The organism is Paracoccus sp. (in: a-proteobacteria), from assembly GCF_047605025.1.
Lineage (GTDB): Bacteria > Pseudomonadota > Alphaproteobacteria > Rhodobacterales > Rhodobacteraceae > Paracoccus.
This window is the reverse complement of record NZ_JASGGO010000015.1, coordinates 46,539-70,502: the sequence shown is the minus strand read 5'-3', so window position 1 is coordinate 70,502 and position 23,964 is coordinate 46,539. Positions and strand designations below refer to the sequence as shown.

Genomic DNA, 23,964 nt, shown 5'->3' with positions numbered 1-23,964 from the left:
GGCTGGTGTCAGGCTTCGGCCTTGTCATCCGCGCCCGACGCGGGGACGGCCTCGGCCGCCGCAGCTTCGGCGGTTTCGGCTTCCGGCGCGGCCTTCTTGCGCGGCGCGCGGGGTTTGCGCGCGGGCTTGGCGGGTTTTTCCACCGCCCCGACTTCGAAGCCGGCCTCGACAGGTTCGGCAGCCTTCTTGCGCGGGCTGGATTTGCGCTTGGGCTTTGGCGTCTCTTCCGTGGCCTCGGTGGGTTCCGCGGCGGCTTCGATGGGGGCAGCTTCGGCCTGGGCTTCGGCCTGGGTTTCGGTGGCGGCTTCGGCTTCCGGCGCCGCTTCGGCCTTTTTCTTGCGCGCTGCGCGGGGTTTGCGCGCGGGCTTGGTGGCAGGGGCCTCGGCCTCGGCCGCTTCCAGCGGGGCCTCGGTTTCGGCGACGGGTGCGGCTTCCACGACCGGGGCCGCTTCGGAGGCTTGCACCAGCGGATCGGCGGGGGCTTCCTCGGCGCGGGTGCCACCCCGGCGCGCGCGACGTGGTTTCGCGGCCTTTGCCTCGGCGGCGGGCTGCGCGGCCACGGCTTCGGCATTCGCGGCGCCACCCTCGACCGCTTCCACGGCCGGCTCGGCTTCGGCGATGCCCTCGATGAAGCCCGGACGGAAGGTTCGGGTCATGAATTCGGGCATATGTTCGCCCATGCCCGTCACCGGATGGCGGTCGCCGCGATCACGGCGATCGTCACGGTCGCGACGGTCGCGGCGGTTTTCGTGCCGCCCCTCATGGCGGCTTTCCGGGCGATGCTCCTCGCGGCGCTCGGCGCGTTCCTCGCGCGGGGGGCGTTCGGCGGGGGCGGCCTCGGCGCGCTTCTCTTCGGGCTTGCGCTCTTCGCGCTCGTGGCGGGAGGGGCGCTGCTCATCCTCGCTCCGGCGACCCCGGCGGTCGCGGCCATTACGCTCGCGCCGGCCGCCCTCGCGCGGGCGGGGGGCGTCCTGGGCGGCGGCGGTCAAGGAGAAGCCCTCGGGGATTTCGGCGCGGGGCAGAGTCTGCTTGACCAGTGTTTCGATCGCGGCAAGCAGCTTGTCGTCCATCGGCGTTGCAATCGAGATCGCGGTGCCCTTGCGTCCCGCGCGGCCGGTGCGGCCGATGCGGTGGACGTAATCCTCGGCGTGGCTGGGAAGGTCGAAGTTGAAGACATGGCTGACGGCGGGAATGTCCAGCCCCCGCGCCGCCACGTCCGAGGCGATCAGGAAACGCAGCTTCCCCTCGCGGAAATCGTCGAGCGTCGCCATGCGGTGGCGTTGGTCCAGGTCGCCATGGATGGGCGCGGCGTCGAAGCCATGCGCCTTCAGCGACTTCGCGACGATGTCTACCTCGGTCTTGCGGTTGCAGAAGATGATGGCGTTCTTCAGCTCATCGCCCTCGGCGCGGATCAGGGCGCGCAGCAGCTCGCGCTTTTGCTTGGCGGACTGGTCGCGGCGGGTGGGCGTGATTTCGACCAGCTTCTGGGTGATCGTCTCGCTGGTGGTGGCCTGGCGGGCGACCTCGATGCGCTCGGGCGCATGCAGGAAGGTGTCGGTGATGCGCTCGATCTCGGGTGCCATGGTGGCGCTGAAGAACAGCGTCTGCCGGGTAAAGGGGGTAAGCTGGAAGATACGCTCGATGTCCGGGATGAAGCCCATGTCCAGCATCCGGTCGGCCTCGTCCACGACCATGATCTGCACGCCGGTCAGCAGAAGCTTGCCGCGCTCGAAATGATCCAGCAGCCGGCCGGGGGTCGCGATCAGCACGTCGACGCCCCGGTCGATAAGCTTGTCCTGTTCGTTGAAGGATACGCCGCCGATCAACAGGGCCTTGGTCAGGCGGGTGTGCTTGGCATAGATGTCGAAATTCTCGGCCACCTGGGCGGCCAGTTCGCGCGTCGGGCACAGCACCAGCGAACGCGGCATCCGCGCGCGGGCACGGCCCCGGCCCAGCAGCGTGATCATCGGAAGCGTGAAGCTGGCGGTCTTGCCGGTGCCGGTCTGGGCGATGCCCAGCACGTCGCGGCCTTCCAGCGCGGGCGGTATCGCGCCGGCCTGGATCGGGGTGGGGGTTTCATACCCCGCCTCGGAAATGGCTTTCAGAACCTTGGGGTCCAGCTTCAGATCGGAGAACTTGGTCATTCAGGGCTTTCGTGTCACTGCACGAGGCCATGCCCGTGCAAACTGTTTTGCGTCCATCGCCGCCGCTGGCCCCGGATCGTGATATCGGATCGAAGGGTCATCGGTTGCGGTCAGGGACGCAATTTCCGCACGCCCCTCGCCATGCCTGCCGGATGCAGACGCATGCCGCGTAGCCGAAAACCTTCCCTGCGTCAATGTGATCGCGTGCCTTGCGCGTGCAGGATCGTCATTCGGGAAGGCTCGGGCTGCCTGCGGGGGTGCTGGCGGGGCTGTCTGCGGGGGGCTGGCGGGACCGGCGGGGGGTGTGCCCCAGGGAGATCCGCCGCCAGCAGGGTCTGCCGCCGTCGCCGCGCGGCTTTGTCCCGGCCGCGTGGTTGACGGCCCCCTTGGGCAAGGGCTATCCCAGCGCGATCATACGGATGGAAGCCATGAACCTCTTTTCGGAAATCCGCGCGCTGGTCCTGGACGCGCTGGCGCAGATGGAACAATCGGGCGATCTGCCCGCCGGCCTCGACATGGCCGCCGTCACGGTCGAGCCACCGCGCGATGCCGCCCATGGCGACATGGCGACCAATGCCGCGATGGTGCTTTCGAAGCCCGCCGGAAAGAAGCCGCGCGACATCGCCGAGGTCCTGGCGGCGCGCCTTGCCGCCGATCCGCGCATCGCGGGGGCCGAGGTGGCGGGGCCGGGCTTTCTGAACCTGCGGCTGGAACCGGGCGAGTGGCGCGGCGTCCTGCGCGCGGCGTTGCGGGCGGGGACGGATTACGGCCGCTCGGCCTTGGGCGATGGCGTCAAGGTCAATGTCGAATTCGTCAGCGCCAATCCGACCGGGCCGATGCATGTCGGCCATACGCGCGGCGCGGTCTTCGGCGATGCGCTGGCCGCGCTTCTGGATTTCGCGGGCTTCGACGTGACGCGGGAATATTACATCAATGACGGCGGCGCGCAGGTCAATGTTCTGGCGCGCTCCGCCTATGAGCGTTACCGCGAGGCCAACGGCCTGGAGCCCGAGATCCGCGAGGGCCTTTATCCCGGCGACTACCTGATCCCGGTGGGCGAGGCGCTGAAGGCCAAATACGGCGACAGCCTGATCGACAGGCCCGAATCCGATTGGCTGGCCCAGATCCGGGACTTCGCCACCGAGGCCATGATGGACATGATCCGGCAGGATCTGGCGCTTTTGAACGTGCATATGGATGTCTTTTCAAGCGAGAAGGCGCTTTACGGCACGGGCCGGATCGAATCCGCCATTCAGCGCCTGCGAGATGCCGGGCTGATCTATGAGGGCGTGCTGGAGCCCCCCAAGGGCAAGACCCCCGAGGATTGGGAGCCGCGCCAGCAGACGCTTTTCCGCTCGACCAGCCATGGCGACGACGTGGACCGGCCGGTGAAGAAATCGGATGGCTCCTGGACCTATTTCGCGCCCGACATCGCCTATCACTGGGACAAGATCGACCGGGGCTTCGACCAGTTGATCGACGTGTTCGGCGCCGACCATGGCGGCTATGTCAAGCGCATGACCGCCGCCGTGAAGGCGCTGTCCGATGGCCGCGTGCCGCTGGATGTCAAGCTGATCCAGCTGGTCAAGCTGTTCAAGAACGGCGAGCCCTTCAAGATGTCCAAGCGCGCCGGCACCTTCGTCACCCTGCGCGATGTTGTCGAGCAGGCGGGCGCGGATGTGACGCGCTTTCACATGCTGACGCGCAAGAACGACGCGGCGCTGGATTTCGACTTTGCCCGCGTGCTGGAACAGTCCAAGGACAACCCGGTCTGGTATGTGCAATATGCCAGCGCGCGGGTGAACTCGGTCCTGGGTCGGGCGGCGGGGCTGGGGGTCGATGTCGCCGATGCCGCGCTGGCCGGGGCGGATCTGGACCGGCTGGACCATCCGGCCGAACTGGAACTGGCCAGGAAGGTCGCCGAATGGCCGCGCACGGTCGAGATCGCCGCCCGCGCCCATGAGCCGCACCGGGTCGCGTTTTTCCTGTATGACATCGCCTCGGACCTGCATTCGCTATGGAACCGGGGGAATGAGGAAACCGGCCTGCGTTTCGTGCAAGAGGGCGATTTGGCCGCGACTTCGGCGAAAATCGCGCTTGTGCGGGCCGTCGGCGTTGTTATTTCGGCCGGTCTTGGTATCTTGGGCGTGACTCCGGCCAAAGAGATGCGCTGACAAACAGCCGCCTGCCGGGGCAAGCAGAGTAACGAGCAGCATAACATCCGGGCGAACCGGCAGGCAGGCATAGGCATGGCAGTAGTAGATTTCCGCTCTGGCGGGTTCCAAGGCGATCAGTCCCGGCGGCAGCCGCAAGACTTTCCCTATGGCGAGAGCCGGGGCGAGGATTCTCAATTCGATGCCTGGCAGGATCAGGAATGGAGCGGGGACCACGATCCCGCCTTGCTTGGCCCGCCCAGCATGCGACAGCGCCTGTCGCGGTTGACGCATTATCTCGGCGCGCTGATCTCGGTCGGGCTGATCATCGTGCTGGCGGTCTGGGGCTTCAAGCTGGTGGTGCGCGATGTCTCGGGCGTGCCGGTGATCCGCGCGCTGCAAGGCGAGGCGCGGACCGCGCCCGACGATCCGGGCGGCGAACTGACCGACCGTCTGGGCCTGGCGGTCAATACCGTCGCCGCCGGTGCCAAGCCCCGCGATGTGGACAAGGTGGCGATCGCCCCCGGCGCCACCGGGCTTGAGGCACAGGATGTCGCCATGGGCGTTCTGGGCGCGACCGCCCAGGCGCCCTCGCGCGCCGTGGAACTGCCGCCGCTGGAAGAGACCGCCCGCGTCATCGCCCGCCCCGACGGCAGGCCCGCGCCGGTCGAGACCACCGAGGAAGAGGATGCCGTCGCCAATGCCATGATCAGCGACGCGCCGGCTGCCGAGGCGCCCGTGAACGAGGCACTGACCGACCTTTCCGGGCAAGAGCCCGAGGAGAACGCCATCGCGCAGGCCCTGGTCGAGGCGCAGGCCGCCGTGCCCGCCCCTGCGGTGCCGCAATCCGAGCGTCCCGCGCCGCGCCCGCGCCGCGTGGTCGCGCGGGCGACTTCAGCCCCGGTGCCCGCTGCTGCTGCTGCCAGCGCCGCGGCTCCGGCGGTCAGCGAAAGCCGCCCCGCCGCCCCGCCCTCGCGCGCTACCGCCGCCGCGCCCGCCCAGGATGCGCCGCCTGCTGCCGCCCCGGCCAAATCCGCATCGGGGTCGTCCATGGCCCAGATCGGTGCCTTCGACAGCGACAAGCTGGCGCGCGGCGAATGGAACCGTGTCTCGGGCAAGTTCGGCGGACTTTTCTCGGGCAAATCCATGGTGGTGCAAGAGCACAAGGCCAATGGCCGCACCTTCTGGCGCCTGCGGGCGGGGGGCTTCACCTCGAAAGAAGAGGCACGCCGCTTCTGCGCCGCGCTGATCGCCGAGGGCGTGGACTGCATCCCCGCCACCGCCAAGTAATGGCCGGCGCGACGATCCTGGGCGGCATCGCCGGTCCCGACCTGAGCGGGGCCGAGCGCGATTTCTTTCGCGCCGCCGATCCTTGGGGTTTCATCCTGTTCGGCCGCAATATCGACACGCCTGAGCGGCTGCGCCGGCTGACCGGCGCGCTGCGCGAGGCGGTGGGACGCGATGCCCCGGTCCTGATCGACCAGGAGGGGGGGCGCGTTCAGCGGATGCGTGCCCCGCATTGGACCGATTTCCCGCCGCCGCTGGAGCAGGCCGGGCGCGGCGACCGCGCCATCTGGCTGCATCACCTGCTGCTGGGCCAGGAATTGCGTGCCATGGGCATCGACGCCGATTGCGCTCCGGTGCTGGACATTGCCCGCGACGAGACCCATCCGTTCTTAAGGAACCGCTGCCTGGGGACCGATGTGGACAGCGTGGCCCGGCGCGGCCGGATCGCGGCGGATGCGCTTTTGGCCTCGGGCGTGCTGCCGGTGATCAAGCACATGCCGGGCCATGGCCGGGCGCGGGTGGACAGCCACAAGGACCTGCCCGTGGTCGAGGCGCCCTTGCCCGAATTGCAGGACAGCGATTTCGCGCCGTTCCGGGCGCTGGCGGATCTGCCCATGGCGATGACGGCGCATATCCGCTTCACCGCGCTGGACGATGCGCCGGCCACCGCCTCGGCCCCGGTGATCCGCATGATCCGCGACTGGATAGGTTTCGACGGGCTGCTGATGTCCGACGATATCGGGATGCAGGCGCTGCAAGGTTCGCTGGCCGAGCGTGCGGCGGCCAGCGTCGCGGCGGGCTGCGATCTGGTCCTGTCCTGCAACGAGACCTTGGCGCAGATGGAGGGGATCGTCGCCGCCTCGGGCAGGCTGTCGCCTGACGCCAAGCGCCGCGCGGCAGGCGCCCTGGCGCTGCGCCAGCCTGCCGGCGCGCTGGACCTGGCCGAATTGCGGCGGGAATTGCGCGCGCTTGGCGGGCTTGCGGCCTAAGCGGTTGACAGCTTGGCCGCCCCGTCCGATTCTGCCCCGGTGCAAGCGCGTGTCCCTCTGGCCATGATCAAGGTGCCCTATCTGACCCCGGTGCCCGGCGAGGCGCCGCAAAGCGTGGCCGAGCGGCAGGCCGATGAGGTTCTGGTCGTCGATGTCTCGGGCTTCGAAGGCCCGCTGGACCTGCTGCTGACCCTTTCGCGGACGCAAAAGGTCGATCTGATGCAGATTTCGGTTCTGCAACTGGTGGACCAATATCTGAACTTCGTCGATCAGGCACGAGAGTTGCGCATCGAACTGGCGGCGGATTACCTGGTCATGGCGGCCTGGCTGGCCTTCCTGAAATCACGGCTGCTGCTGCCGCCCGATCCCGAGGCCGAAGGTCCCAGCGCCGAGGAGATGGCCGCGCATCTGGCCTTCCAGCTTGAGCGTTTGCAGGCCATGCGCGAGATGGCGGCGCGGCTGATGGCCCGCGACCGGCTGGGCCATCAGCGGTTCGCGCGGGGCGCCCCGGAAACGGTGCTGCGCGCCCGCCGCGTGTCCTGGCAGGCGGGGCTGATCGATCTGATGCGCGCCTATGCCCGGCTGCGCACGCGAGACGAGTTCCGGCCCTTTGCCTTCGACCGGCGCGACATCTTCACCATGGAGCAGGCTTTGGACCGGCTGCGCGGGCTGCTGGGCTATGTCGGGGGGTGGACCGACCTGGCCGAGTTCCTGCCCGAAGGCTGGGGCGCCGATCAGGGCCGTCGCCGCTCGGCCACCGCCGCGACCTTCGCCGCCAGCCTGGAACTGGCGCGCCAGGGCAAGCTTGAGCTTCAGCAATCGGGCACCTTCGCCCCCCTTTCGATCCGCAGGCGTCCCGAATGACCGATCTGGAAACCTTCCCGCCACCGCCTCTGGACCAGCAGGAGCGCATGGTCGAGGCGGTGCTTTTCGCCGCCGCCGAGCCGATGGGCCTGCGCGAGATCGCGGCCCGCCTGCCCAAGGGCTGCGACGTGGCCGAGGCGCTGGCCTGTCTGCGGCGGCGCTATGAGGGGCGGGGGGTGACGCTGGCCCGCGTGGGCGAGGCTTGGGCCTTTCGCACGGCGGCGGATCTGGGTTTCCTGATGCAGGAGGCCACGGTCGAGAGCCGGCGCCTGTCGCGGGCCGCGACCGAGACGCTGGCGATCATCGCCTATCACCAGCCGGTCACCCGCGCCGAGATCGAGGAAATTCGCGGCGTCGCGCTAAGCCGGGGGACGCTGGACCAGTTGATCGAACTGGAATGGGTCCGCATCGGGCGGCGGCGGCAGACGCCGGGCCGCCCCGTCACCTTTGTCGTGACCGAAAGTTTCCTGGATCATTTCGGGCTGGAAAGCGCCCGCGACCTGCCGGGTCTTGCCGAATTGCGCGCGGCGGGGCTGCTGGAATCGCGGCCCCTGGGGCCGATGTCGGCCCAGGTAGAGGACGAGCCGGTCGCCGCCGAGGATCTGTTCGAGGACGAGTAGGAGCGGATGATGAATGCGAATAGACTTTTCGGCATGCTGGCCCGGATATTGACGAACCGGCTTTTGAACCTGGGCATCCGCAAGATGAACCAGTCGGCGGATGGTCGCCAGACGCCCCAGCAGCGCGGGCGCGAAAAGGCCGCGCGCATGGCGGTCAAGCGCGCGCGGCAGGCGGCGCGGATCACCCGGCGGATCGGGAAGTAAGCGGGTTACCCCCCCGATACTGGCTCGGTATTGGGGCAAGCGGAAGGCCGGTCAAGCGAATTGCTTGGCCAGCTTCAGGCCCTGGCCCTGATAATTCGAGGCGATCCCGGCGCCGTAAAGCCGTTCGGGCCGCGCGGCCATGCGCTCATAGACAAGGCGGCCCACGACCTGACCATGCTCAAGGGCGAAGGGCGCTTCGTGGCAACGGACCTCAAGGACGCCGCGCGCGCCCTGGCCCGCCGCGCCATGGCCGAAACCGGGATCGAAGAAGCCGGCGTAATGCACCCGGAATTCACCCGCCATCGCCAGGTAAGGCGCCATCTCGGCGGCGTAATCGGGCGGGATCGCGACCGATTCGCGGCTGACCAGGATATAGAAGGCGCCAGGATCCAGGATGAGCCGGCCGTCGGTGGTGCGAAGCTCGTCCCAGAAGTCGCGGGCCGGATAGGCCCCGATGCGGTCGAGGTCGATCACGCCGCTATGCGGGCGGGCACGATAGCCGACCAGATCACCGCGCGCGGGGCGCAGATCGACCGAGAAGCCCAGGCCCTCGTCGATCAGGGCCTCGCCGCGGACCAGTGGTTGGCGGGCGTGAAGCGCGCGCAGATCGGCATCGCTGAGTTGCGCCTGACCTTCACGCAGGCGAAGCTGGTTCAGGCGCATGCCGGGACGGACGAGGACCGAGAAACTGCGCGGGCAGATCTCGGCATAAAGCGGGCCGTCATAGCCGGGGGGCAGGCGGTCGAATTCGGTGCCCTCGTCGGTCACGAGCCGGGTCAGAAGATCCAGCCGCCCGGTCGAGCTTTTGGCATTGGCGACCGCGTCCAGGCCCTGGGGCAGGGCCAGGCGTTCCAGCAGCGGCACCAGGTAGACGCAGCCCTTTTCCAGGACGGCGCCCTGCGAAAGGTCCATCCGATGCATCTCGAAATCCGCGAGCCGGTCGCTGACCTTGCGGCCATGCCCGGCCAGGAAGGACGCCCGAAGCCGCCAGGCAGTGTTGCCCAGCCTCAGGTCAAGGCTGGCGGGCTGGATCTGTTCGGAGAGGATCCGAGTCTCGGCCCGGATCGCGCCCTGCTCGATCAGGCGGCGCAGGGACAGATCAGGCAGAACGCCGCTCATGCGGAACCCTTTCGGCAAAAGGAAACGCCCACCCTCGGCCGAGGATGGGCGTTTTCGGAATGGTCGGGCCGGCGAGATTCGAACTCGCGGCCTTCCGCCCCCCAGACGGACGCGCTAACCAGGCTGCGCCACGGCCCGACGAGGGGCATATAGAGCGAAGGCGCAGCCAAGCACAAGGGGCGGAGGGCAGAAAAATCGCTCGAAACCAGGATGATTGCCGCGGGGGACGCATAGCCCTGCAAAAGCCTGGATATTCAGGAGCGTGGCCCGGCCGCAAGGGCCGAGCGCAGCGGGGTCAGCGCGGTCTGAAGGTGCGGGGGCAGGTCGTTTCTGGCCCGGAGTCTTGCCCCTGTCGCGGCCAGGCGCGCCAGCCAGAGGGGCGCGGCGGGAGCCGCGCCGGGATCGGGGCGGGATTCGGCTTTCGGACCCGGTAGAGAGGATTCGCAGACCGGGGATTGGGGGGCCTGGGATTCGTATGGCGCGAATGCGCGCGGCGGCGGCGTTTCAATCTGCGCGGGGGCTGCTGCGGGGGCGGGTTTGGTCCTGGCCACCGCCTCGCCCAGGCGGACGGCGCCCAGACGGCGCAACCGCTCGCCCCGGTCGGACGCGAGCATCCGCTTGGCGCCGCGAATGCTCAGCCCCTCTTCGCGCAGGATCTGGCAAAGGCCGGCGGCCAGGCGCACGTCCTCGGGGCGGTAATAGCGTCGGCCGTCGCCGCGCTTGACCGGGGATAACTGGCTGAACTGGGTTTCCCAGTAACGCAGCACATGCGGCGCAACGCCCACCATTCGCGAGACTTCGCCGATCGAGCGGAAGGCGTCGGGCGATTTGACCATCAGCTACCGTTCTTGTTGCCGGCGGCAACCCGGTCCTTCATCAGATGCGAAGGACGGAAGGACAGCACCCGGCGGGGCGTGATCGGCACCTCTTCGCCGGTCTTGGGGTTGCGGCCGATACGCTCGTTCTTGTCGCGCACCGAGAAGGTGCCGAAGGACGAGATCTTGACCTGCTCGCCCCGCACCAATGCGTCCGAGATATGCGCAAGCACGCTTTCCACCAATTGGGCCGATTCGTGCCGCGAGAGGCCGACTTCGCGGAAAACGGCTTCGGCCAGATCCATGCGGGTCAGGGTGGTTTCACTCATCAGAAATACCTCTCTTGTGAAACGAGGATGATCTTCTTTGCCATTCCCTGTCAACAAGCGCCACTGATTCAGGTTCCTTTATGACGGAAATTCGCCCATCATATTCGCGTCTTAGAAGTGCGGTTCGGCTGATGCGGTTTGACGGGCGGAATTTGCGCCTACCTATGGGGCAGCGGCGCGAAAGGGGGCCGGGATCATGGCTGGTGGATGGACCCGCGACGATGCGGTGAACGATCAGATCGATGTCTCGACGCGCGAGGCGATCGAGCGGATGCGACTGCGCAATTCCGCGCGTGTTTCGGGTGAAGGCGCGGAATTCTGCGCCGAATGCGACGAGCCGATTCCCGAGGCGCGGCGCCGGGCATTGCCGGGGGTGCGGCTTTGCGTGGCCTGCCAGTCGGGGCGGGACAAAAAGTTCAAGCCGCAGGCCGGGATCAATCGGCGCGGCTCGAAGGATTCGCAACTGCGCTGATTACCAGCGCAGGACGATGGAACCCCAGGCGAGGCCGCCGCCGATGGCCTCGGCGACCACGATCTGGCCGGGCTGGAAGCGGTTTTGCGAATCGGCGACCGACAGGGCCAGAGGAATCGAGGCGGCCGAGGTGTTGCCGTGCTGCGCCACCGTCAGCACCACCTTTTCCAGCGGCAGATGCATGCGCTTGGCGGTCGATTCGATGATGCGCAGATTGGCCTGGTGGGGGACCAGCCAATCGACCTGATCCTCGGTCAGCCCGGCGCGGGCCAGCGCGCGATGCGCCGTCTGGGCCAGCTTCTCCACCGCGTGGCGAAAGACCAGATTGCCCTGCATGCGCAGGCAGCCCGCCGTGCCGGTCGAGCCGACGCCGCCGTCGACATGAAGCAATTCGCGATATTGCCCGTCGCTGTTCAGATCGGCGGCGAGAATGCCGCGATCCTCGGAGGTGCCGCTGCCTTCGGCGACTTCCAGCACCACGGCGCCGGCGCCGTCTCCGAACAGCACGCAGGTGCCGCGGTCGGTCCAGTCCATGATGCGGCTGAACGTCTCGGCCCCGATGACCAGAACGCGGTCTGCCTGGCCCGCGCGGATCATCGCGTCGGCATTGGCCAACGCGAAGACGAAGCCCGCGCAGACCGCCTGAACGTCGAAAGCGAAGCCGCGCGTCATGCCCAGCCCCGCCTGCACCATGGTCGCGACCGAGGGGAAGGTGAAGTCCGGGGTCGATGTGGCGACGATGATCGCGTCGATCTGGTCGGCGCCCATCCCGGCCTTGGCCAGCGCGGCCTTCGCTGCGGCGATGCCCAGATCGCTGCTGCGCTGGTCGGGGGCGGCGAAATGGCGCTGTTCGATCCCCGTGCGCGCGCGGATCCATTCGTCGGTGGTGTCGAGCTTGTCCTCGAACCAGCTGTTCGGGACCACGCGCTCGGGAAGGTAATGGCCGGTGCCCCGGACGATCGCACGCCGCATCAGCACGCCCCCTTGTTCACTTCGCATTCATATCTTCGTCGTGGGCCTGGGTGGCGGGCGCAAGCGATTGCGCCACGCGGGCGGCCAGCCGGTCGTGAAAACCGGATTGCGCCAGTTGGAAAGCCAGCTTGATCGCGGCCGATACGCCTGTCGCATCGGCCGAGCCGTGCGACTTGACGACGGTGCCGTTCAGACCAAGAAACACGCCGCCATTCACGCGGCGCGGGTCGATGCGCTTTTGCAGCCGCTTGAGCGAGGTCATGGCGAGCAGCGCGGCGAATTTCGACATGATCGAGTTGTTGAAGGCTTCCTTCAGGAAATCCCCCATCAGCTTGGCCGTGCCCTCGCCGGTTTTCAAGGCGATATTTCCGGTGAAGCCGTCAGTCACGATCACATCGGCGCGGGCCGAGGGCAGGTCTCCGCCTTCGACGAAGCCGACATATTCGAAACTGCCCGTCTCGGCGGTCTGGCCGATCAGTTCATGCGCCTGCTTCAGCTCGGCACGGCCCTTGTGCTCTTCGGTGCCGACATTCAGCAGGCCGACGCGGGGTCGGTCCAGCCCCAGCCCGTTGCGGGCATAGGAAGCGCCCATCAGCGCATAGGTCAGCAGATCCTGGGCGTCGGCACGGATGTCGGCGCCCACGTCCAGCATGACGTTGAAGCCCTGCGGATTGCGCGAGGGCCAGAGGCAGGCGATGGCGGGGCGGTTGACGCCCGGCAGCTTGCGCAGGCGCAGCATCGACAGCGCCATCAGCGCGCCGGTGTTCCCGCAGGAGACGGCGACGGTCGCCTCGCCATTGCGGACGGATTCCAGGGCGGACCACATCGAGGTGTCCTGGCCCTTGCGCACGATCTGGCTGGGCTTGTCCGACATGGTCACGACGCCGCTGGCGTCGCGGATATCGCAGCGCGCCAACAGATCGTCACGGCGTGCCATCAGCCGTTCCAGCTCGGTCCGGGGGCCGTGCAGGATGAAGCGGATGTCCGGGTTCTTCAGGGCGCTTTCGGCAATGCCCGCGACAACCGCGGCAGGGCCGCGGTCGCCGCCCATCGCGTCAACGGATATCACCACGCTGCCCCTGGAGTCGGGGGCGCGCGGACTGGTCGTGGCCTTCGGCGATGACATGTCCGCGGTCGGTCCGCTTATGCCGCGTCGTCGTCCAGATCGACTTCATTGGCCTGCGCCACGACCTCACGGCCATCGTAATGACCGCAGGAGGGGCAGACGTGATGCGGACGCTTCAATTCGCCGCAATTGGTGCATTCGTTCGGGTTGCCGGCGACCAGCGCATCGTGCGAGCGACGCATGTTGCGGCGGGACCGGGTAACTCGGTTCTGAGGGACAGCCATGTCACATCCTCAAGGGGTTCGGGGGGCGGCGGAAAGGCGGCCCCGGATTCTGATTTCGGGTCTGGGGCGGGGCATAGGCCAGAAGAGCGTCAGCCGCAAGGCGCGAAACGTATCGCGCGCACGGGGGCCTTCGGTCCGGGTCATCCCCCGCCGGTCGAATGAAGGCGGAAAAATAGCGTTATTTTTCCGTTCCGCAAGGGAAAACTGGGGCTGCGAGGAAGAAAAGCGGCGCGGGCGCGCCGCTGCCTCCGGCGGGGATATTTGGGCAAGAAAGAAGGGCGGAGCGGCGCTTTCAGCGGCCCAGCTTGGCATGGACCTCGGCCAGGTCGATCTCGGATCTGGGGTATTTGTTGTCGGGGTTGTCGAAGTCGTATTTGAAGAGCTGGAAATCCTTCTTGTAGATTTCCCAGACCAGATGCCGGGACAGGTCGTCGAAATATTCGCCGATCTTATGCGCGCGCTTGGGTCCGTGACCTTCGGATTCGTTGAACCTGGGCACCTCGTTCACGTCGAGCTTGACGGGCGTGGGGGAGGCGTTCAGCACCTTCTGCATGCCTTCGTTGAATTTCTCGGTGAAGAAGATCTGATCGTAGCGGCCCCCGTTCACGATGAAGGTGGCGATATGGCCGGACATCGCGGACCAGTGGATGTCGGGTTCCATCGGGCGGCGCCAGCGAATCGTGTCGCGCGCGAAGAGCAGGAAGCGGCGGAAACTGGCGATCTGGTCGAACTGGAAATCGTTCTCGGGGCTGCCCACGTCGATGCCGTAACGCTGCGTCAGTTGCGGCACCAGATTGCCCCTATACCGCTTGCCGTTGCGCTGGACGCCCGCGATCTTGTCGAAGAACGAGGACAGGATGCGCCCATAGGGATTGCGCACGCAGGTGAAGGTCAGGGCCTTATGCTCGCGCACGGACTGTTCGATCAGGGGCTGGCTGGCCTCTTGGTTCCATTTATGCAGCCCCGAGGTCGAATCGTGGATGTCGCCGTCGAAGTAGCGGCCGTGGTCCGAGTAGAACATGATCTGGCCGATGGACGAGCACGCGCATTTGGGCACGACCCGATAGATCATGCTTTCGCTTTCCGTCATCCAGGTGCCTGGAAATCCCATCGCGTTTCGTCCCTTCGCGGTGCCGGTCGGGTTGCCGACCCTGTCAAAATCGTTAGAGACAGAAAGCAAATCATCGGGTGAGATTCAACCGGGTGTGGAAGGGTCGCGGCGCGAGGTCGGGAATGGTCGGATAAATGGCGCGGATTGCCTTCATTCTGCTCTGTCACAAGGACACCAAGGGTGTCATCGCCCAGGCGAACCGGCTGACCGCCACCGGCGATTATGTGGCGATCCACTTCGACGGGCGCGCCAACCCCAAGGATTTCGAGGCGATCCGCGGCGCGCTGGCCGACAATCCCGGCGTGGTCTTCGCGACGCGGCGCTGGAAATGCGGCTGGGGCGAGTGGTCGCTGGTGGGCGCCACGCTTGACACCGCGCGCATCGCCGTCGAGACCTTTCCCCAGGCGACGCATTTCTACATGCTGTCGGGCGATTGCATGCCGATCAAATCGGCCGAATACGCCCATGCCTTCCTGGATGCCGAGGATTGCGACTATATCGAGAGCCTCGATTTCTTCGCCTCGGACTGGATCAAGACTGGCTTCAAGGAAGAGCGGCTGATCTATCGGCACTGGTTCAACGAGCGCAGGCAGCCCAAGCGGTTCTATGCCAGCTATGAGTTGCAGAAGCGGTTCAAGATCACCCGCCCCGTGCCCGCCGACATCCAGGTGATGATCGGTTCGCAATGGTGGTGCCTGCGCCGCCGGAGCCTGGAGCGGGTGCTGGAATTCTGTAGCAGCCGATCCGATGTGCTGCGCTTCTTCTCGACCACATGGATCCCGGACGAGACCTTCTTCCAGACCATCGTGCCCCATGTCGTGCCGAAGAAGGAATTGCGGACGCGGACGCTGACCTATCTGGTCTTCACCGATTACGGCATGCCGGTGACCTTCTATAACGACCATTACGACTTGCTGCGCGGCCAGAACTACCTGTTCGCCCGCAAGATCAGTCCCGAGGCGATTCGCCTGCGCGAAAGGCTGGGGGCGCTTTGGGCGGCGACGGATGTGCATTTTCCGATCTCGAACGAGGCGACGGGCCTTTTCCGCTTTCTGACCGGGCAGGGTCGGGTCGGGCGCCGTTTCGGGGCGCGTTTCTGGGAGGTGGACGGCAGCCTGGGGCGGCAGAAATCGCTGCTGATGGTGGTGTCGAAGAAATGGCACGTGGCCAAGCGCCTGACCGAGGCCATCCGCAGGCGGACGGATATTCCCGCGGTCGATTACCTGTTCAACGAGGTCGAGGCTCGTCTGCCCGATCTGGGCGGGGTCGAGACCACCGTGGCCAAGCGCGAGCGTCATCGCCGCGCGCTGCTGAAGCTGCTCTTCGAGCAGTTCCAGTCCAAGTGGCTGGTGATCTGCCTGGATCCCTCGGCGCTGCATCTGATCCGCGACCTGATGGCCGACAAGGCCGATACCCGCGTGCTGCTGATCGAATCGGATTTCGACGATGATTATCTGCGCGGCCATATCCGCCGGGTGGGGCTGGCCGGACCGCATACCCCGCCCGAGGTGGTCGACCGGCTGATCCCGACCGTGCGGGCCGATCTGGAGCATGAGGGCGAGCGGCTGCGCGATTCCGATTTCGCCAAGTTTCATTCCATCGGCCCCTCGCGCCGGGCCGAGGACAATGCCGTCGAGCTTGCCAACTTCCTGGACATCATGCCCGATGCCGCGCGCGAGATCGCGTTGACCCCGCGTCTGTTCAATGACTGAGAGGAGAGGCTGATGCCGGCCTATGACACGACGAACATCTTCGCCCGCATCCTGCGCGGCGAGATCCCCAGCAAGACCGTGCTGGAAACCGAGCACACGCTGGCCTTTCACGATATCGCCCCCAAGGCGCCGGTGCATGTGCTGGTGATCCCGAAGGGCGCCTATGTCAGCTATGACGATTTCGCCGCCAATGCCTCGGATGCGGAGATCCTGGATTTCACCCGCGCCACCGCCCGGCTGCTGCGCGATCTGGGGGTGGACCTGGACCACGGCCAGGGCTTCCGCGCCATCGCCAATGCCGGTCCCCATGGCTTGCAGGAGGTGCCGCATTACCATCTGCATATCCTGGCCGGGCGCGGCATGGGCCGCATGGTCGAGGACTGAGCCCTATCGTCCCGAAGTGAGCTGGACGAAGACATCCTCAAGGTCCGGCGCCTCGACCGCGATGTCGCGGATGGGCAGGCCGGCGGCGCGCAGCAGGTCGATCAGCCGGTCCGCCGTCAGGTTCGAGGGCGCATAGCTGAGCGCCAGCCGCCCATCCGCCCGCCGCTCGGCCCGGACCGAGGCGGGAAGCGCGGGCAAGGCGTGATCGGTGCCGGTATCGATCACCAGCGTCTTCGAATCGGCCCGGCCAAGCAGTGTCGCGGTCGGCTCGTTCAGCAAAAGCTCTCCCCGGTCGATGATGGCGATCCGGTCGCACATGTCCTGAGCCTCTTCGAGGTAATGCGTGGTCAGGATGACGGTCATCCCCTGCCGGTTCAGCTTGCGCACATTGGCCCAAAGCATTTCCCGCAACTGGATGTCCACGCCGGCCGTCGGCTCGTCCAGGACCAGGATCCGCGGTCGGTGGACCAGCGCCTTGGCCAGAAGAAGCCGCCGCTTCATTCCCCCGGAAAGGTGGCGGGAATAGCTCTCCGCCTGCTCGGTCAAGCCGACCAGGGCCAGGAGTTCGTCGGTCCAGCGTTCGCGCTTGGGCACGCCGTAAAGCCCCGCTTGCAGTTCCAGGCTGGCGCGGGGCGTGAAGAAGGGGTCGATGTTCAGTTCCTGCGGCATGATCCCGATGGCCGCGCGGGACTGGCGCGGGTTCATGTCCTGATCGAAGCCCCAGATACGGACCTTGCCCGCCGTCTTGCGCACGAGGCCGGCCAGGATGTTGATCGTGGTGGATTTTCCCGCGCCGTTCGGTCCCAGCAGGCCGAAGACCGAGCCGGTCGGGATGTTCAGGTCCAGCCCCTTCAGCGCCGCCTTGGCCGGGTTCGCGCCCGAGGCCGCGTAGATCTTGGTCAGGCCGCTGATTTCGATCGCATTCGCACGATCCGTCGCGCTTTCGGGGGCTGGCATCGCGTCCTTCCAGTTATTATGATGCGTGCGGGTTTAACCCCGTTTGTCGTCAAAGCTCAAGGAACCGCCATGACCCTTCCGGCCCCCGAGATCCAGACCGTCACTTCCTGGAAAGTCTGCTGTGATGGCGACGAGAGCCGGGGCCTGGGCCATCCGCGTGTCTGGCTGGCGATCCCGCATAACGACGAGGGTTGGGTCGAATGCGGCTATTGCGACAAGCGTTTCGTCATCGACCGCGCCCACGCCCACGACGATCACTGAGGCCGATTTCATCGCCGTTCCCTTCGTTTCGCGTCTTGCGCCGGTGGTGGGCTTGGCTGCCTCCGGCGGGGATATTTGAACAAGAAAGATGCGGCGATGCCGGGTCTGTCCCCGGTCTTGGCCCCCGTTCCGCTTCGTGCCAGAAGGGGGCTGTATTCGGCAGCGGCAGACGGAGGCATCCATGGACGCGAAATTCGGCAAGGGCCACCATCTTCATCTGATCGACGGCTCGGCCTTCATCTTTCGTGCATATCACGCCTTGCCGCCGCTGACGCGCCGCTCGGACGGGCTGCCCATCGGGGCGGTGGCGGGCTTTTGCAACATGCTGTGGAAATATATCCAGGACGGCTCGGGGTCTGATCAGCCGACCCATGCCGCGGTAATTTTTGACCATAGTTCCAAGACGTTCCGAAACGATATTTATCCGCTTTACAAGGCCAACCGCCCCGAGTTGCCCGAGGATCTGCGGCCGCAGTTCCCGCTGACCCGCGAGGCGACGCGGGCCTTCAACATCGCCTGCATCGAGCTTGAGGGATTCGAAGCGGACGACATCATTGCCGCCTTGTCCTGCCAGGCGCGGGATGCGGGCGGGCGTGTCACGATCATCAGCTCGGACAAGGACCTGATGCAGCTTGTGGGCAATGGCGTCGAGATGATGGACCCGATCAAGGGCAAGTCCATCGGACCAGACGAGGTGCGCGAGAAGTTCGGCGTCGGGCCTGAGCGGGTGGTGGATGTGCAGGCTTTGGCCGGCGATTCAGTCGACAACGTTCCGGGCGCGCCGGGGATCGGGATCAAGACCGCCGCGCAATTGATCAACGAGTTCGGCGACCTGGAGACGCTGCTGGAGCGGGCGGGCGAGATCAGGCAGCCCAAGCGCCGCCAGACCCTGATCGACCATGCCGAGCAGATTCGGGTCTCGAAGCGGCTGGTCGAGCTGGATTGCAACACGCCGCTGGATTTCGGTTTGCAGAGCCTGGATGTGCGAGCGCCCGAGCCGCAGGCGCTGATCGAGTTCCTGAACCGGATGGAGTTCCGCACCCTGACCCAGCGCGTGGCCGAGCGATTCGGGGCCGAGGCGCCCGCGGCCGCCGAGACGGTGGCGGCGACCGTCTCGGCGCCCACGACGACGGCCGAACTGCCGGCCATCGACCGCCGCCTCTATGCCGTGATCCGCGACGAGGCCGCCTTGTGCCAGTGGCTGGACGAGATCGCCGGGAAGGGCGTCGTCGCCTTCGATACCGAGACGACCGGGCTGGACGAGATGCAGGCGGATCTGGTCGGGATCTCGCTTTGCACGGGGCCGGGGCGGGCTTGCTATATCCCTTTGGGCCATGTCGGCGAGGGGGCGGCGGGCGATCTTTTCGGCGGCCCGGCTCTGGCCGAGGGGCAGATGGATGCGGCCCGTGCGCTGGCCCTGCTGAAGCCGATGCTGGAGGACGAGGCGGTCCTGAAGATCGGCCAGAACATCAAGTATGATTTCAAGATCATGGCCCGGCAGGGCATCACGGTCGCGCCGATCGACGACACCATGCTGATGTCTTACGCGATGAATGCGGGCGAGCATAACCATGGCATGGACGAACTGGCCGACCGCTATCTGGGGCATAAATGCGTGCCGATCAAGGATCTGATCGGTTCGGGCAAGGCGCAGATCGGCTTTCAACAGGTCGCCATCGACAAGGCCGCCGAATATGCCGCCGAGGATGCCGAGGTGACCTGGCGGCTGTGGCATCGCTTCCGTCCCGAGCTTGCCCGCGCCCAGGTTACGACCGCTTATGAGGTGCTGGAGCGCCCCATGGTCCCGGTCCTGGCGCGGATGGAGATGCAGGGCATCCGCATCGATGCCGAGCATCTGAAGCGCATGTCGAATGCCTTTGCCCAGAAGATGGCCGCGCTTGAGGCCGAGATCCACGAACTGGCGGGCGGTCCCTTCAATGTCGGCAGTCCCAAGCAACTGGGCGAGATCCTGTTCGAGCGGATGGGCCTTGCGGGCGGCAAGCAGGGTAAGACCGGGGCCTTCTCGACCAATGCCGAGGTGCTTGAGGACCTGGCCGCCGAGGGTCATGACCTGCCTGCCCGCGTGCTGGATTGGCGCGGGATATCGAAGCTGAAATCGACCTATACCGACGCGCTTCCCTTGCATGTGAACCCCGAGACGGGGCGGGTCCATACCAGCTATTCCATCGCCGGCGCGCAGACGGGGCGGCTGGCCTCGACCGATCCGAACTTGCAGAATATCCCGGTCCGGACCGACGAGGGGCGGCGCATCCGCGAAGCCTTCGTCGCGGGGCCGGGGATGCGGCTGGTGAGCCTTGACTACAGCCAGATCGAACTGCGCATCCTGGCGCATGTGGCGCGGATCCCGGCGCTGCGCCAGGCGTTCCGCGACGGCATCGACATTCACGCCATGACCGCCAGCGAGATGTTCGGCGTCCCGGTCGAGGGCATGGATCCGATGATCCGCCGCCGTGCCAAGGCAATCAATTTCGGGGTGATCTACGGTATCTCGGGCTTTGGCCTGGCGCGCAATCTGCGCATTCCTCGCGCCGAGGCGCAGGCATTCATCGATACTTATTTTCAGCGTTTCCCCGAGATCAGGGCCTATATGGACCGCACAATCGCCGGTGCCAAGCAGGAGGGGCAGGTGCGCACCCTGTTCGGGCGGCGGATCATGACGCCGGGCATCAACCAGAGCGGGCCTGCTGCGGGCGGCGCGCGGCGCGCTGCGATCAATGCTCCGATCCAGGGCGCGGCGGCTGACATCATTCGCCGCGCGATGATCCGCATGCCCGAGGCGATTCGCGACCTGCCCGCCCAGATGCTGTTACAGGTCCATGACGAACTGGTCTTCGAGGTCGAGGAATCGGCGGTTGAGGATCTGATCCGGGTCGCGCGCGATGTGATGCAGGGTGCCGCCGATCCGGCGATCCGTCTGGATGTGCCGCTGATCGTGGACGCGGGCGTTGGTGCGAACTGGGCCGAGGCGCATTGATCCCGGCGCCTTTGCTTCGTCATGGCCGCATGGGTATTTCGGAAGCGAAGAATGCAGAGGGGATCTTGTCCTGCGCCGGTCTTGGTCATGGGGTGCGGCGCAGTGCTTCTCCGCTTTCCAAATACCCATGCACCAGTGCCGCAAGGCGGGGCCTTCGTCAGATGGCCGAGGAATGGGCCGAGGACGACGCTTCATAGGCGTCGAACATCCGCGCGATGATCCGCGTCAGCGGGCGCCCCTCGGGCAGGATGGTCAGGCCCTGATCGTCGATCCGCACCAGGTTGCCGAAGTGCCGCGCGACGGGGGTGAGGATCTGGGACAATCGCGCCGGAGAAAGGCCGTGGGCGGCGGTGAATTCGGGGGCATGGATGTGGAAGTCGCACATCAGCGCCTCGATCATCCGGCCGCGCCAGAGATCCTCGGCTGTGAATCGATGGCCTCGGGTGGTCGAAAACCGGCCTTGGCGGATCTGGGCGATATGCTGGTTCGTTGCCGGGGCGTTCTGCGCATAACCCTGGGGCAGACGCGAGATGGCCGAGGCGCCCAGCCCGATCAGCGCCGGGGATCGGTCATCGGTATAGCCCTGGAAATTCCGGCGTAGCCGGCCCCGGCCCTGGGCGCGGGCGAGGCCGTCCCCTGGGCGGGCGAAATGGTCGATGCCAACCTGGTCATAGCCATCGGCCAGGAAAAGCCGGCGGGCGGTTTCGAACAGGGCCAGCCGATCCTGGGCCAGGGGCAGGCTGTCATCCGGGATCATCACCTGCCGCCTGGCCATCCAGGGCACATGCGCATAGCCGTAAAGCGCCACCCGGTCGGGTGAGAGCGCCAGCAGCTTCTGCACCGTCTCGGCGATGCGGAGCGGATCCTGCCTCGGCAGGCCGTAGAGGATATCCGCATTCAGGCTGGCGATGTTCCGGTCGCGGATCATCCGCACCGCGCGGCGGGTCTGGGCGAAGCTTTGTTCCCGGCCGATGATCCTTTGGATCTCGGGGTCGAAGTCCTGGATTCCGATCGAGGCACGGGTCAGGCCGGCCTCGGCCAGCGCGTCCATGCGGGCTTCGTCGATTTCGCTCGGGTCGATCTCGACCGAGAATTCGGCATCCGGCTTTAGCGGGAAGGCGGAATGCAGCGCGGCCGCGATCTCGCGGATCATCTCGGGCGGCATCAGCGTCGGGGTTCCTCCGCCCCAATGCAATCGCGAGAGCGTGATCCCCGGCGCGAGCCGCGTCTTGAGGAGCGCGATTTCGCGGATCAGCGTCTGGGCATAGCTGCGCACCGGGTCCAGCGATTGCGTGCCCTGCGTCCGGCAGGCGCAGAACCAGCATAGCCTGCGGCAAAACGGCACATGCAAATAAAGCGAGATGCTGCCTTGCGCCGGGATCGCGGCAAGCCATTCGCCGAATTCCGCGGCACCGATGGCGGGGCCGAAATGCGGCGCGGTGGGGTAGCTTGTGTAACGCGGGACACGGGTCTTGAACAGACCGTGGCGTTCAAGTTGCGATTGTTGTTCCATGGCGCTAGTTTAATGGGATGGTGCGCGGACTCATTGACCCAGATCAAGCCTCATGACAGCAGATAACGCCCTTCTCGTCTCGCAGCATGCCTGCGCGATCTGCCCGATCCGGTATCGGGCGGTCTGCGCACATTGCGAGAAGGACGAACTGGCCGAGTTGGAGCAGATGAAGTTCTATCGCAGCTTCGAGGCGGGGCAGGTCATCGTCTGGGCGGGGGATCGGATGGATTTCGTCGGCTCGGTCGTTGCTGGCATGGCGGGGCTGACCCAGCAGATGGAGGATGGGCGCACGCAGATGGTGGGGCTGTTGCTGCCCAGCGATTTCCTGGGCCGTCCGGGGCGCGAGATGGCTGCCTATACCGTTACCGCGACCAGTGACCTGACCTTGTGCTGCTTTCGCCGCAAGCCCTTCGAGAAGCTGCTGATCGACAATCCCCGCATCGCGAGCCGCCTGCTTGAGATGACCCTGGACGAGTTGGACGCCGCCCGCGACTGGCTGCTGCTTCTGGGCCGGAAATCCGCGCGCGAAAAGATCGCGTCCTTCCTGGTCATCCTGGCCCGGCGAGAGGCAGCGCTGATCAAGCAGCGCCCCGAGGGCAGGATCGCGGTCGAACTGCCTTTGACGCGCGATGCCATGTCCGATTATCTGGGCCTGACGCTGGAAACCGTCAGCCGCCAGATCAATACCCTGAAGCGCGAGGGGCTGATCGAGCTTGCGGGCAAGCGCCGGGTGATCGTCCCCAGCTTCCGCGATCTGATCGCGGAAAGCGGGGACGACATGGATGGCGGCCTGCCGAGCTAGCGGGCCATCAGCACCGGGACGGTGGCCTTTTCCAGCATATTGCGCGTGGCGCCGCCCAGAATGGCCTGGCGAAAGCGCGAATGGCCATAGGCACCCATCACCACCATGTCGGCGCCGATCTCGGTCGCGCGGCGGGTCAGGATGTCGCTGACCTGGGGCAGGGTGCGGGCCAGGACTGCGATCTCGGCCCGGACGCCATGGCGCGTCAGCATCTGGCACAAGGCTCCGCCGGGGTCCGAGCGTTCCGGCCCGTTGGGCGAAGGATCGATCACCGTGATTTCGACCGCATCGGCGGCCTGGAGAAGCGGCAGCGCGCGGCGCACCGCAGCCATCGCCTCGCTCGACTGGTTCCAGGCGATCAGGATGCGCTTGCCGAAGGGCTCGGTCAGTTCATGCGGAACGATCAGCACCGGAGCGGCGCCCTCGAATAGGGCGGCTTCGGTGATCGCCTCCGCATCGGCCGAGGCGCCTTCGCCATAGGGCCGGTTCAACACCACCAGATCCGAATAGCGCGCCCGCAGCGCCACCAGCGTGGACAGGCCGCCCACCTGCGCGACAGCGGAATCGACCGACCAGCGGATATCCTCGGGGGCCAGCCGATCACGCACTTTCTGTTCCAACTCACCCGCCGAGGCCACGGCTTTGTCGATGGTTTCCTGCAACACATAGGCCGAGGCGCCGGCATAATAATAGCCGACCTGGCTGTGATCGACGCCCAAGCAGAAAACATCCAGATGCGCATTCTCGCGCCGGGTCATGGCGACGGCCGAATCAAGCTGCTGCCGCGCCTCGCCGGTCAGCACGGTCAGAATGGACTTGTAGCCCATATGCCTCTCTCCTTCTTTGCGCCTCTGAACCGAGGCATCCACGGATCTATCCTAGCGGGCCTTCGGGCAAGCGGATTGACGCAG

The 23,964-nt window shown here is 66.4% G+C and carries 23 protein-coding genes and 1 tRNA gene; 12 read left to right on the top strand and 12 right to left on the bottom strand.

What is annotated here, in order from left to right; all coding sequences use genetic code 11:
• Positions 1-8: 8 nt before the first annotated feature.
• Entirely contained in the window at positions 9-2,144 is a 2,136-nt protein-coding gene (locus QM682_RS10430) for a DEAD/DEAH box helicase (protein ID WP_415129432.1), read from the bottom strand.
• A 428-nt stretch (positions 2,145-2,572) separates the two neighbouring features.
• Here QM682_RS10430 and argS point away from each other — a divergent pair, with 428 nt between their 5' ends.
• From argS to QM682_RS10400, 6 genes are all read left to right on the top strand, one after another.
• A complete protein-coding gene (gene argS, locus QM682_RS10425; protein WP_415129430.1) occupies positions 2,573-4,318 on the top strand; it encodes an arginine--tRNA ligase in 1,746 nt (581 codons plus the stop codon).
• Between the two features lie 75 nt (positions 4,319-4,393).
• Positions 4,394-5,587: an SPOR domain-containing protein gene (locus QM682_RS10420; protein ID WP_415129428.1), complete on the top strand. Its 1,194-nt coding sequence runs from the start codon at positions 4,394-4,396 to the stop codon at positions 5,585-5,587.
• Complete coding sequence (locus QM682_RS10415; RefSeq protein ID WP_415129426.1) at positions 5,587-6,573, top strand: glycoside hydrolase family 3 N-terminal domain-containing protein; 987 nt, start codon at positions 5,587-5,589, stop codon at positions 6,571-6,573. Before QM682_RS10420 ends, QM682_RS10415 begins: the two co-directional genes overlap by 1 nt.
• A 63-nt stretch (positions 6,574-6,636) precedes the next feature.
• Positions 6,637-7,437, top strand: a complete 801-nt coding sequence (locus QM682_RS10410; protein ID WP_415129424.1) for a segregation and condensation protein A — start codon at positions 6,637-6,639, stop codon at positions 7,435-7,437.
• A complete protein-coding gene (scpB, locus tag QM682_RS10405) occupies positions 7,434-8,057 on the top strand; it encodes an SMC-Scp complex subunit ScpB (protein ID WP_415129422.1) in 624 nt (207 codons plus the stop codon). Before QM682_RS10410 ends, scpB begins: the two co-directional genes overlap by 4 nt.
• Positions 8,058-8,066: 9 nt before the next feature.
• The gene (locus QM682_RS10400) at positions 8,067-8,261 is read left to right on the top strand and encodes a hypothetical protein (protein ID WP_415129420.1); all 195 of its coding nucleotides are present in this window, start codon (positions 8,067-8,069) and stop codon (positions 8,259-8,261) included.
• 51 nt (positions 8,262-8,312) lie between these two features.
• Here QM682_RS10400 and QM682_RS10395 read toward each other — a convergent pair whose 3' ends face one another.
• The 4 genes from QM682_RS10395 to ihfA all read right to left on the bottom strand — a co-directional run bounded on the left by QM682_RS10395 (position 8,313) and on the right by ihfA (position 10,524).
• Positions 8,313-9,380: a 2'-deoxycytidine 5'-triphosphate deaminase gene (locus QM682_RS10395; protein WP_415129418.1), complete on the bottom strand. Its 1,068-nt coding sequence runs from the start codon at positions 9,378-9,380 to the stop codon at positions 8,313-8,315.
• A gap of 60 nt (positions 9,381-9,440) precedes the next feature.
• Positions 9,441-9,518, bottom strand: a tRNA-Pro gene (locus QM682_RS10390).
• Positions 9,519-9,634: 116 nt separating this feature from the next.
• Complete coding sequence (locus QM682_RS10385) at positions 9,635-10,216, bottom strand: MerR family transcriptional regulator (protein WP_415129416.1); 582 nt, start codon at positions 10,214-10,216, stop codon at positions 9,635-9,637.
• On the bottom strand, positions 10,216-10,524 hold the full coding sequence (ihfA, locus tag QM682_RS10380; RefSeq protein WP_415129414.1) for an integration host factor subunit alpha: 309 nt from the start codon (positions 10,522-10,524) through the stop codon (positions 10,216-10,218). The genes QM682_RS10385 and ihfA overlap by 1 nt, the downstream gene beginning before the upstream one ends.
• Before the next feature lie 196 nt (positions 10,525-10,720).
• Here ihfA and QM682_RS10375 point away from each other — a divergent pair, with 196 nt between their 5' ends.
• Positions 10,721-10,996 (top strand): DksA/TraR family C4-type zinc finger protein, encoded by a 276-nt coding sequence (locus QM682_RS10375; RefSeq protein ID WP_415129412.1) that lies wholly within the window; start codon positions 10,721-10,723, stop codon positions 10,994-10,996.
• On the opposite strand, the gene QM682_RS10370 is transcribed toward QM682_RS10375, so the two are convergent.
• From QM682_RS10370 to QM682_RS10355, 4 genes are all read right to left on the bottom strand, one after another.
• A complete protein-coding gene (locus QM682_RS10370) occupies positions 10,997-11,968 on the bottom strand; it encodes a beta-ketoacyl-ACP synthase III (RefSeq protein ID WP_415129410.1) in 972 nt (323 codons plus the stop codon). It abuts the gene before it with no gap.
• A 16-nt stretch (positions 11,969-11,984) separates the two neighbouring features.
• On the bottom strand, positions 11,985-13,094 hold the full coding sequence (plsX, locus tag QM682_RS10365) for a phosphate acyltransferase PlsX (RefSeq protein WP_415129408.1): 1,110 nt from the start codon (positions 13,092-13,094) through the stop codon (positions 11,985-11,987).
• A gap of 17 nt (positions 13,095-13,111) precedes the next feature.
• On the bottom strand, positions 13,112-13,318 hold the full coding sequence (gene rpmF, locus QM682_RS10360; protein ID WP_155062779.1) for a 50S ribosomal protein L32: 207 nt from the start codon (positions 13,316-13,318) through the stop codon (positions 13,112-13,114).
• A gap of 292 nt (positions 13,319-13,610) precedes the next feature.
• Positions 13,611-14,429, bottom strand: coding sequence for a sulfotransferase family protein (locus tag QM682_RS10355; protein WP_415129405.1), 819 nt, complete (start codon positions 14,427-14,429; stop codon positions 13,611-13,613).
• A gap of 134 nt (positions 14,430-14,563) precedes the next feature.
• Between QM682_RS10355 and QM682_RS10350 the strand changes: the two genes are divergently transcribed.
• Entirely contained in the window at positions 14,564-16,141 is a 1,578-nt protein-coding gene (locus tag QM682_RS10350) for a DUF5928 domain-containing protein (RefSeq protein ID WP_415129403.1), read from the top strand.
• Between the two features lie 12 nt (positions 16,142-16,153).
• Positions 16,154-16,525 (top strand): histidine triad nucleotide-binding protein, encoded by a 372-nt coding sequence (locus QM682_RS10345; protein WP_415129401.1) that lies wholly within the window; start codon positions 16,154-16,156, stop codon positions 16,523-16,525.
• A 3-nt stretch (positions 16,526-16,528) separates the two neighbouring features.
• Here the strand turns inward: QM682_RS10345 and QM682_RS10340 are convergent, their stop codons facing one another.
• Positions 16,529-17,482: an ABC transporter ATP-binding protein gene (locus tag QM682_RS10340; protein WP_415129399.1), complete on the bottom strand. Its 954-nt coding sequence runs from the start codon at positions 17,480-17,482 to the stop codon at positions 16,529-16,531.
• 69 nt (positions 17,483-17,551) lie between these two features.
• On the opposite strand from QM682_RS10340, the gene QM682_RS10335 reads away from it, so the two are divergent.
• Both QM682_RS10335 and polA read left to right on the top strand, forming a co-directional pair.
• On the top strand, positions 17,552-17,743 hold the full coding sequence (locus QM682_RS10335; protein ID WP_415129397.1) for a zinc-finger domain-containing protein: 192 nt from the start codon (positions 17,552-17,554) through the stop codon (positions 17,741-17,743).
• 181 nt (positions 17,744-17,924) lie between these two features.
• Positions 17,925-20,738, top strand: coding sequence for a DNA polymerase I (gene polA / locus QM682_RS10330; protein ID WP_415129395.1), 2,814 nt, complete (start codon positions 17,925-17,927; stop codon positions 20,736-20,738).
• Positions 20,739-20,895: 157 nt separating this feature from the next.
• On the opposite strand, the gene hemN is transcribed toward polA, so the two are convergent.
• The gene (gene hemN, locus QM682_RS10325; protein WP_415129393.1) at positions 20,896-22,251 is read right to left on the bottom strand and encodes an oxygen-independent coproporphyrinogen III oxidase; all 1,356 of its coding nucleotides are present in this window, start codon (positions 22,249-22,251) and stop codon (positions 20,896-20,898) included.
• A gap of 52 nt (positions 22,252-22,303) precedes the next feature.
• Here hemN and fnrL point away from each other — a divergent pair, with 52 nt between their 5' ends.
• Positions 22,304-23,053, top strand: coding sequence for a transcriptional regulator FnrL (fnrL, locus tag QM682_RS10320; protein ID WP_415129391.1), 750 nt, complete (start codon positions 22,304-22,306; stop codon positions 23,051-23,053).
• Here fnrL and QM682_RS10315 read toward each other — a convergent pair.
• Positions 23,050-23,880, bottom strand: coding sequence for a universal stress protein (locus QM682_RS10315; protein ID WP_415129389.1), 831 nt, complete (start codon positions 23,878-23,880; stop codon positions 23,050-23,052). The genes fnrL and QM682_RS10315 overlap by 4 nt on opposite strands.
• Positions 23,881-23,964 lie beyond the last annotated feature (84 nt).

Excerpts from the sequence above, each read along its gene's own strand:
- QM682_RS10350 (WP_415129403.1), top strand. The coding sequence starts at position 14,564 with ATGGCGCGGATTGCCTTCATTCTGCTCTGTCACAAGGACACCAAGGGT.
- fnrL (WP_415129391.1), top strand. The coding sequence starts at position 22,304 with ATGACAGCAGATAACGCCCTTCTCGTCTCGCAGCATGCCTGCGCGATC.
- hemN (WP_415129393.1), bottom strand. The coding sequence starts at position 22,251 with ATGGAACAACAATCGCAACTTGAACGCCACGGTCTGTTCAAGACCCGT.
- QM682_RS10375 (WP_415129412.1), top strand. The coding sequence starts at position 10,721 with ATGGCTGGTGGATGGACCCGCGACGATGCGGTGAACGATCAGATCGAT.
- QM682_RS10415 (WP_415129426.1), top strand. The coding sequence starts at position 5,587 with ATGGCCGGCGCGACGATCCTGGGCGGCATCGCCGGTCCCGACCTGAGC.
- QM682_RS10335 (WP_415129397.1), top strand. The coding sequence starts at position 17,552 with ATGACCCTTCCGGCCCCCGAGATCCAGACCGTCACTTCCTGGAAAGTC.
- argS (WP_415129430.1), top strand. The coding sequence starts at position 2,573 with ATGAACCTCTTTTCGGAAATCCGCGCGCTGGTCCTGGACGCGCTGGCG.
- QM682_RS10385 (WP_415129416.1), bottom strand. The coding sequence starts at position 10,216 with ATGGTCAAATCGCCCGACGCCTTCCGCTCGATCGGCGAAGTCTCGCGA.
- QM682_RS10345 (WP_415129401.1), top strand. The coding sequence starts at position 16,154 with ATGCCGGCCTATGACACGACGAACATCTTCGCCCGCATCCTGCGCGGC.
- QM682_RS10355 (WP_415129405.1), bottom strand. The coding sequence starts at position 14,429 with ATGGGATTTCCAGGCACCTGGATGACGGAAAGCGAAAGCATGATCTAT.
- QM682_RS10395 (WP_415129418.1), bottom strand. The coding sequence starts at position 9,380 with ATGAGCGGCGTTCTGCCTGATCTGTCCCTGCGCCGCCTGATCGAGCAG.
- polA (WP_415129395.1), top strand. The coding sequence starts at position 17,925 with ATGGACGCGAAATTCGGCAAGGGCCACCATCTTCATCTGATCGACGGC.
- ihfA (WP_415129414.1), bottom strand. The coding sequence starts at position 10,524 with ATGAGTGAAACCACCCTGACCCGCATGGATCTGGCCGAAGCCGTTTTC.
- QM682_RS10430 (WP_415129432.1), bottom strand. The coding sequence starts at position 2,144 with ATGACCAAGTTCTCCGATCTGAAGCTGGACCCCAAGGTTCTGAAAGCC.
- QM682_RS10410 (WP_415129424.1), top strand. The coding sequence starts at position 6,637 with ATGATCAAGGTGCCCTATCTGACCCCGGTGCCCGGCGAGGCGCCGCAA.
- scpB (WP_415129422.1), top strand. The coding sequence starts at position 7,434 with ATGACCGATCTGGAAACCTTCCCGCCACCGCCTCTGGACCAGCAGGAG.
- rpmF (WP_155062779.1), bottom strand. The coding sequence starts at position 13,318 with ATGGCTGTCCCTCAGAACCGAGTTACCCGGTCCCGCCGCAACATGCGT.
- QM682_RS10340 (WP_415129399.1), bottom strand. The coding sequence starts at position 17,482 with ATGCCAGCCCCCGAAAGCGCGACGGATCGTGCGAATGCGATCGAAATC.
- plsX (WP_415129408.1), bottom strand. The coding sequence starts at position 13,094 with ATGTCATCGCCGAAGGCCACGACCAGTCCGCGCGCCCCCGACTCCAGG.
- QM682_RS10400 (WP_415129420.1), top strand. The coding sequence starts at position 8,067 with ATGAATGCGAATAGACTTTTCGGCATGCTGGCCCGGATATTGACGAAC.
- QM682_RS10370 (WP_415129410.1), bottom strand. The coding sequence starts at position 11,968 with ATGCGGCGTGCGATCGTCCGGGGCACCGGCCATTACCTTCCCGAGCGC.
- QM682_RS10315 (WP_415129389.1), bottom strand. The coding sequence starts at position 23,880 with ATGGGCTACAAGTCCATTCTGACCGTGCTGACCGGCGAGGCGCGGCAG.
- QM682_RS10420 (WP_415129428.1), top strand. The coding sequence starts at position 4,394 with ATGGCAGTAGTAGATTTCCGCTCTGGCGGGTTCCAAGGCGATCAGTCC.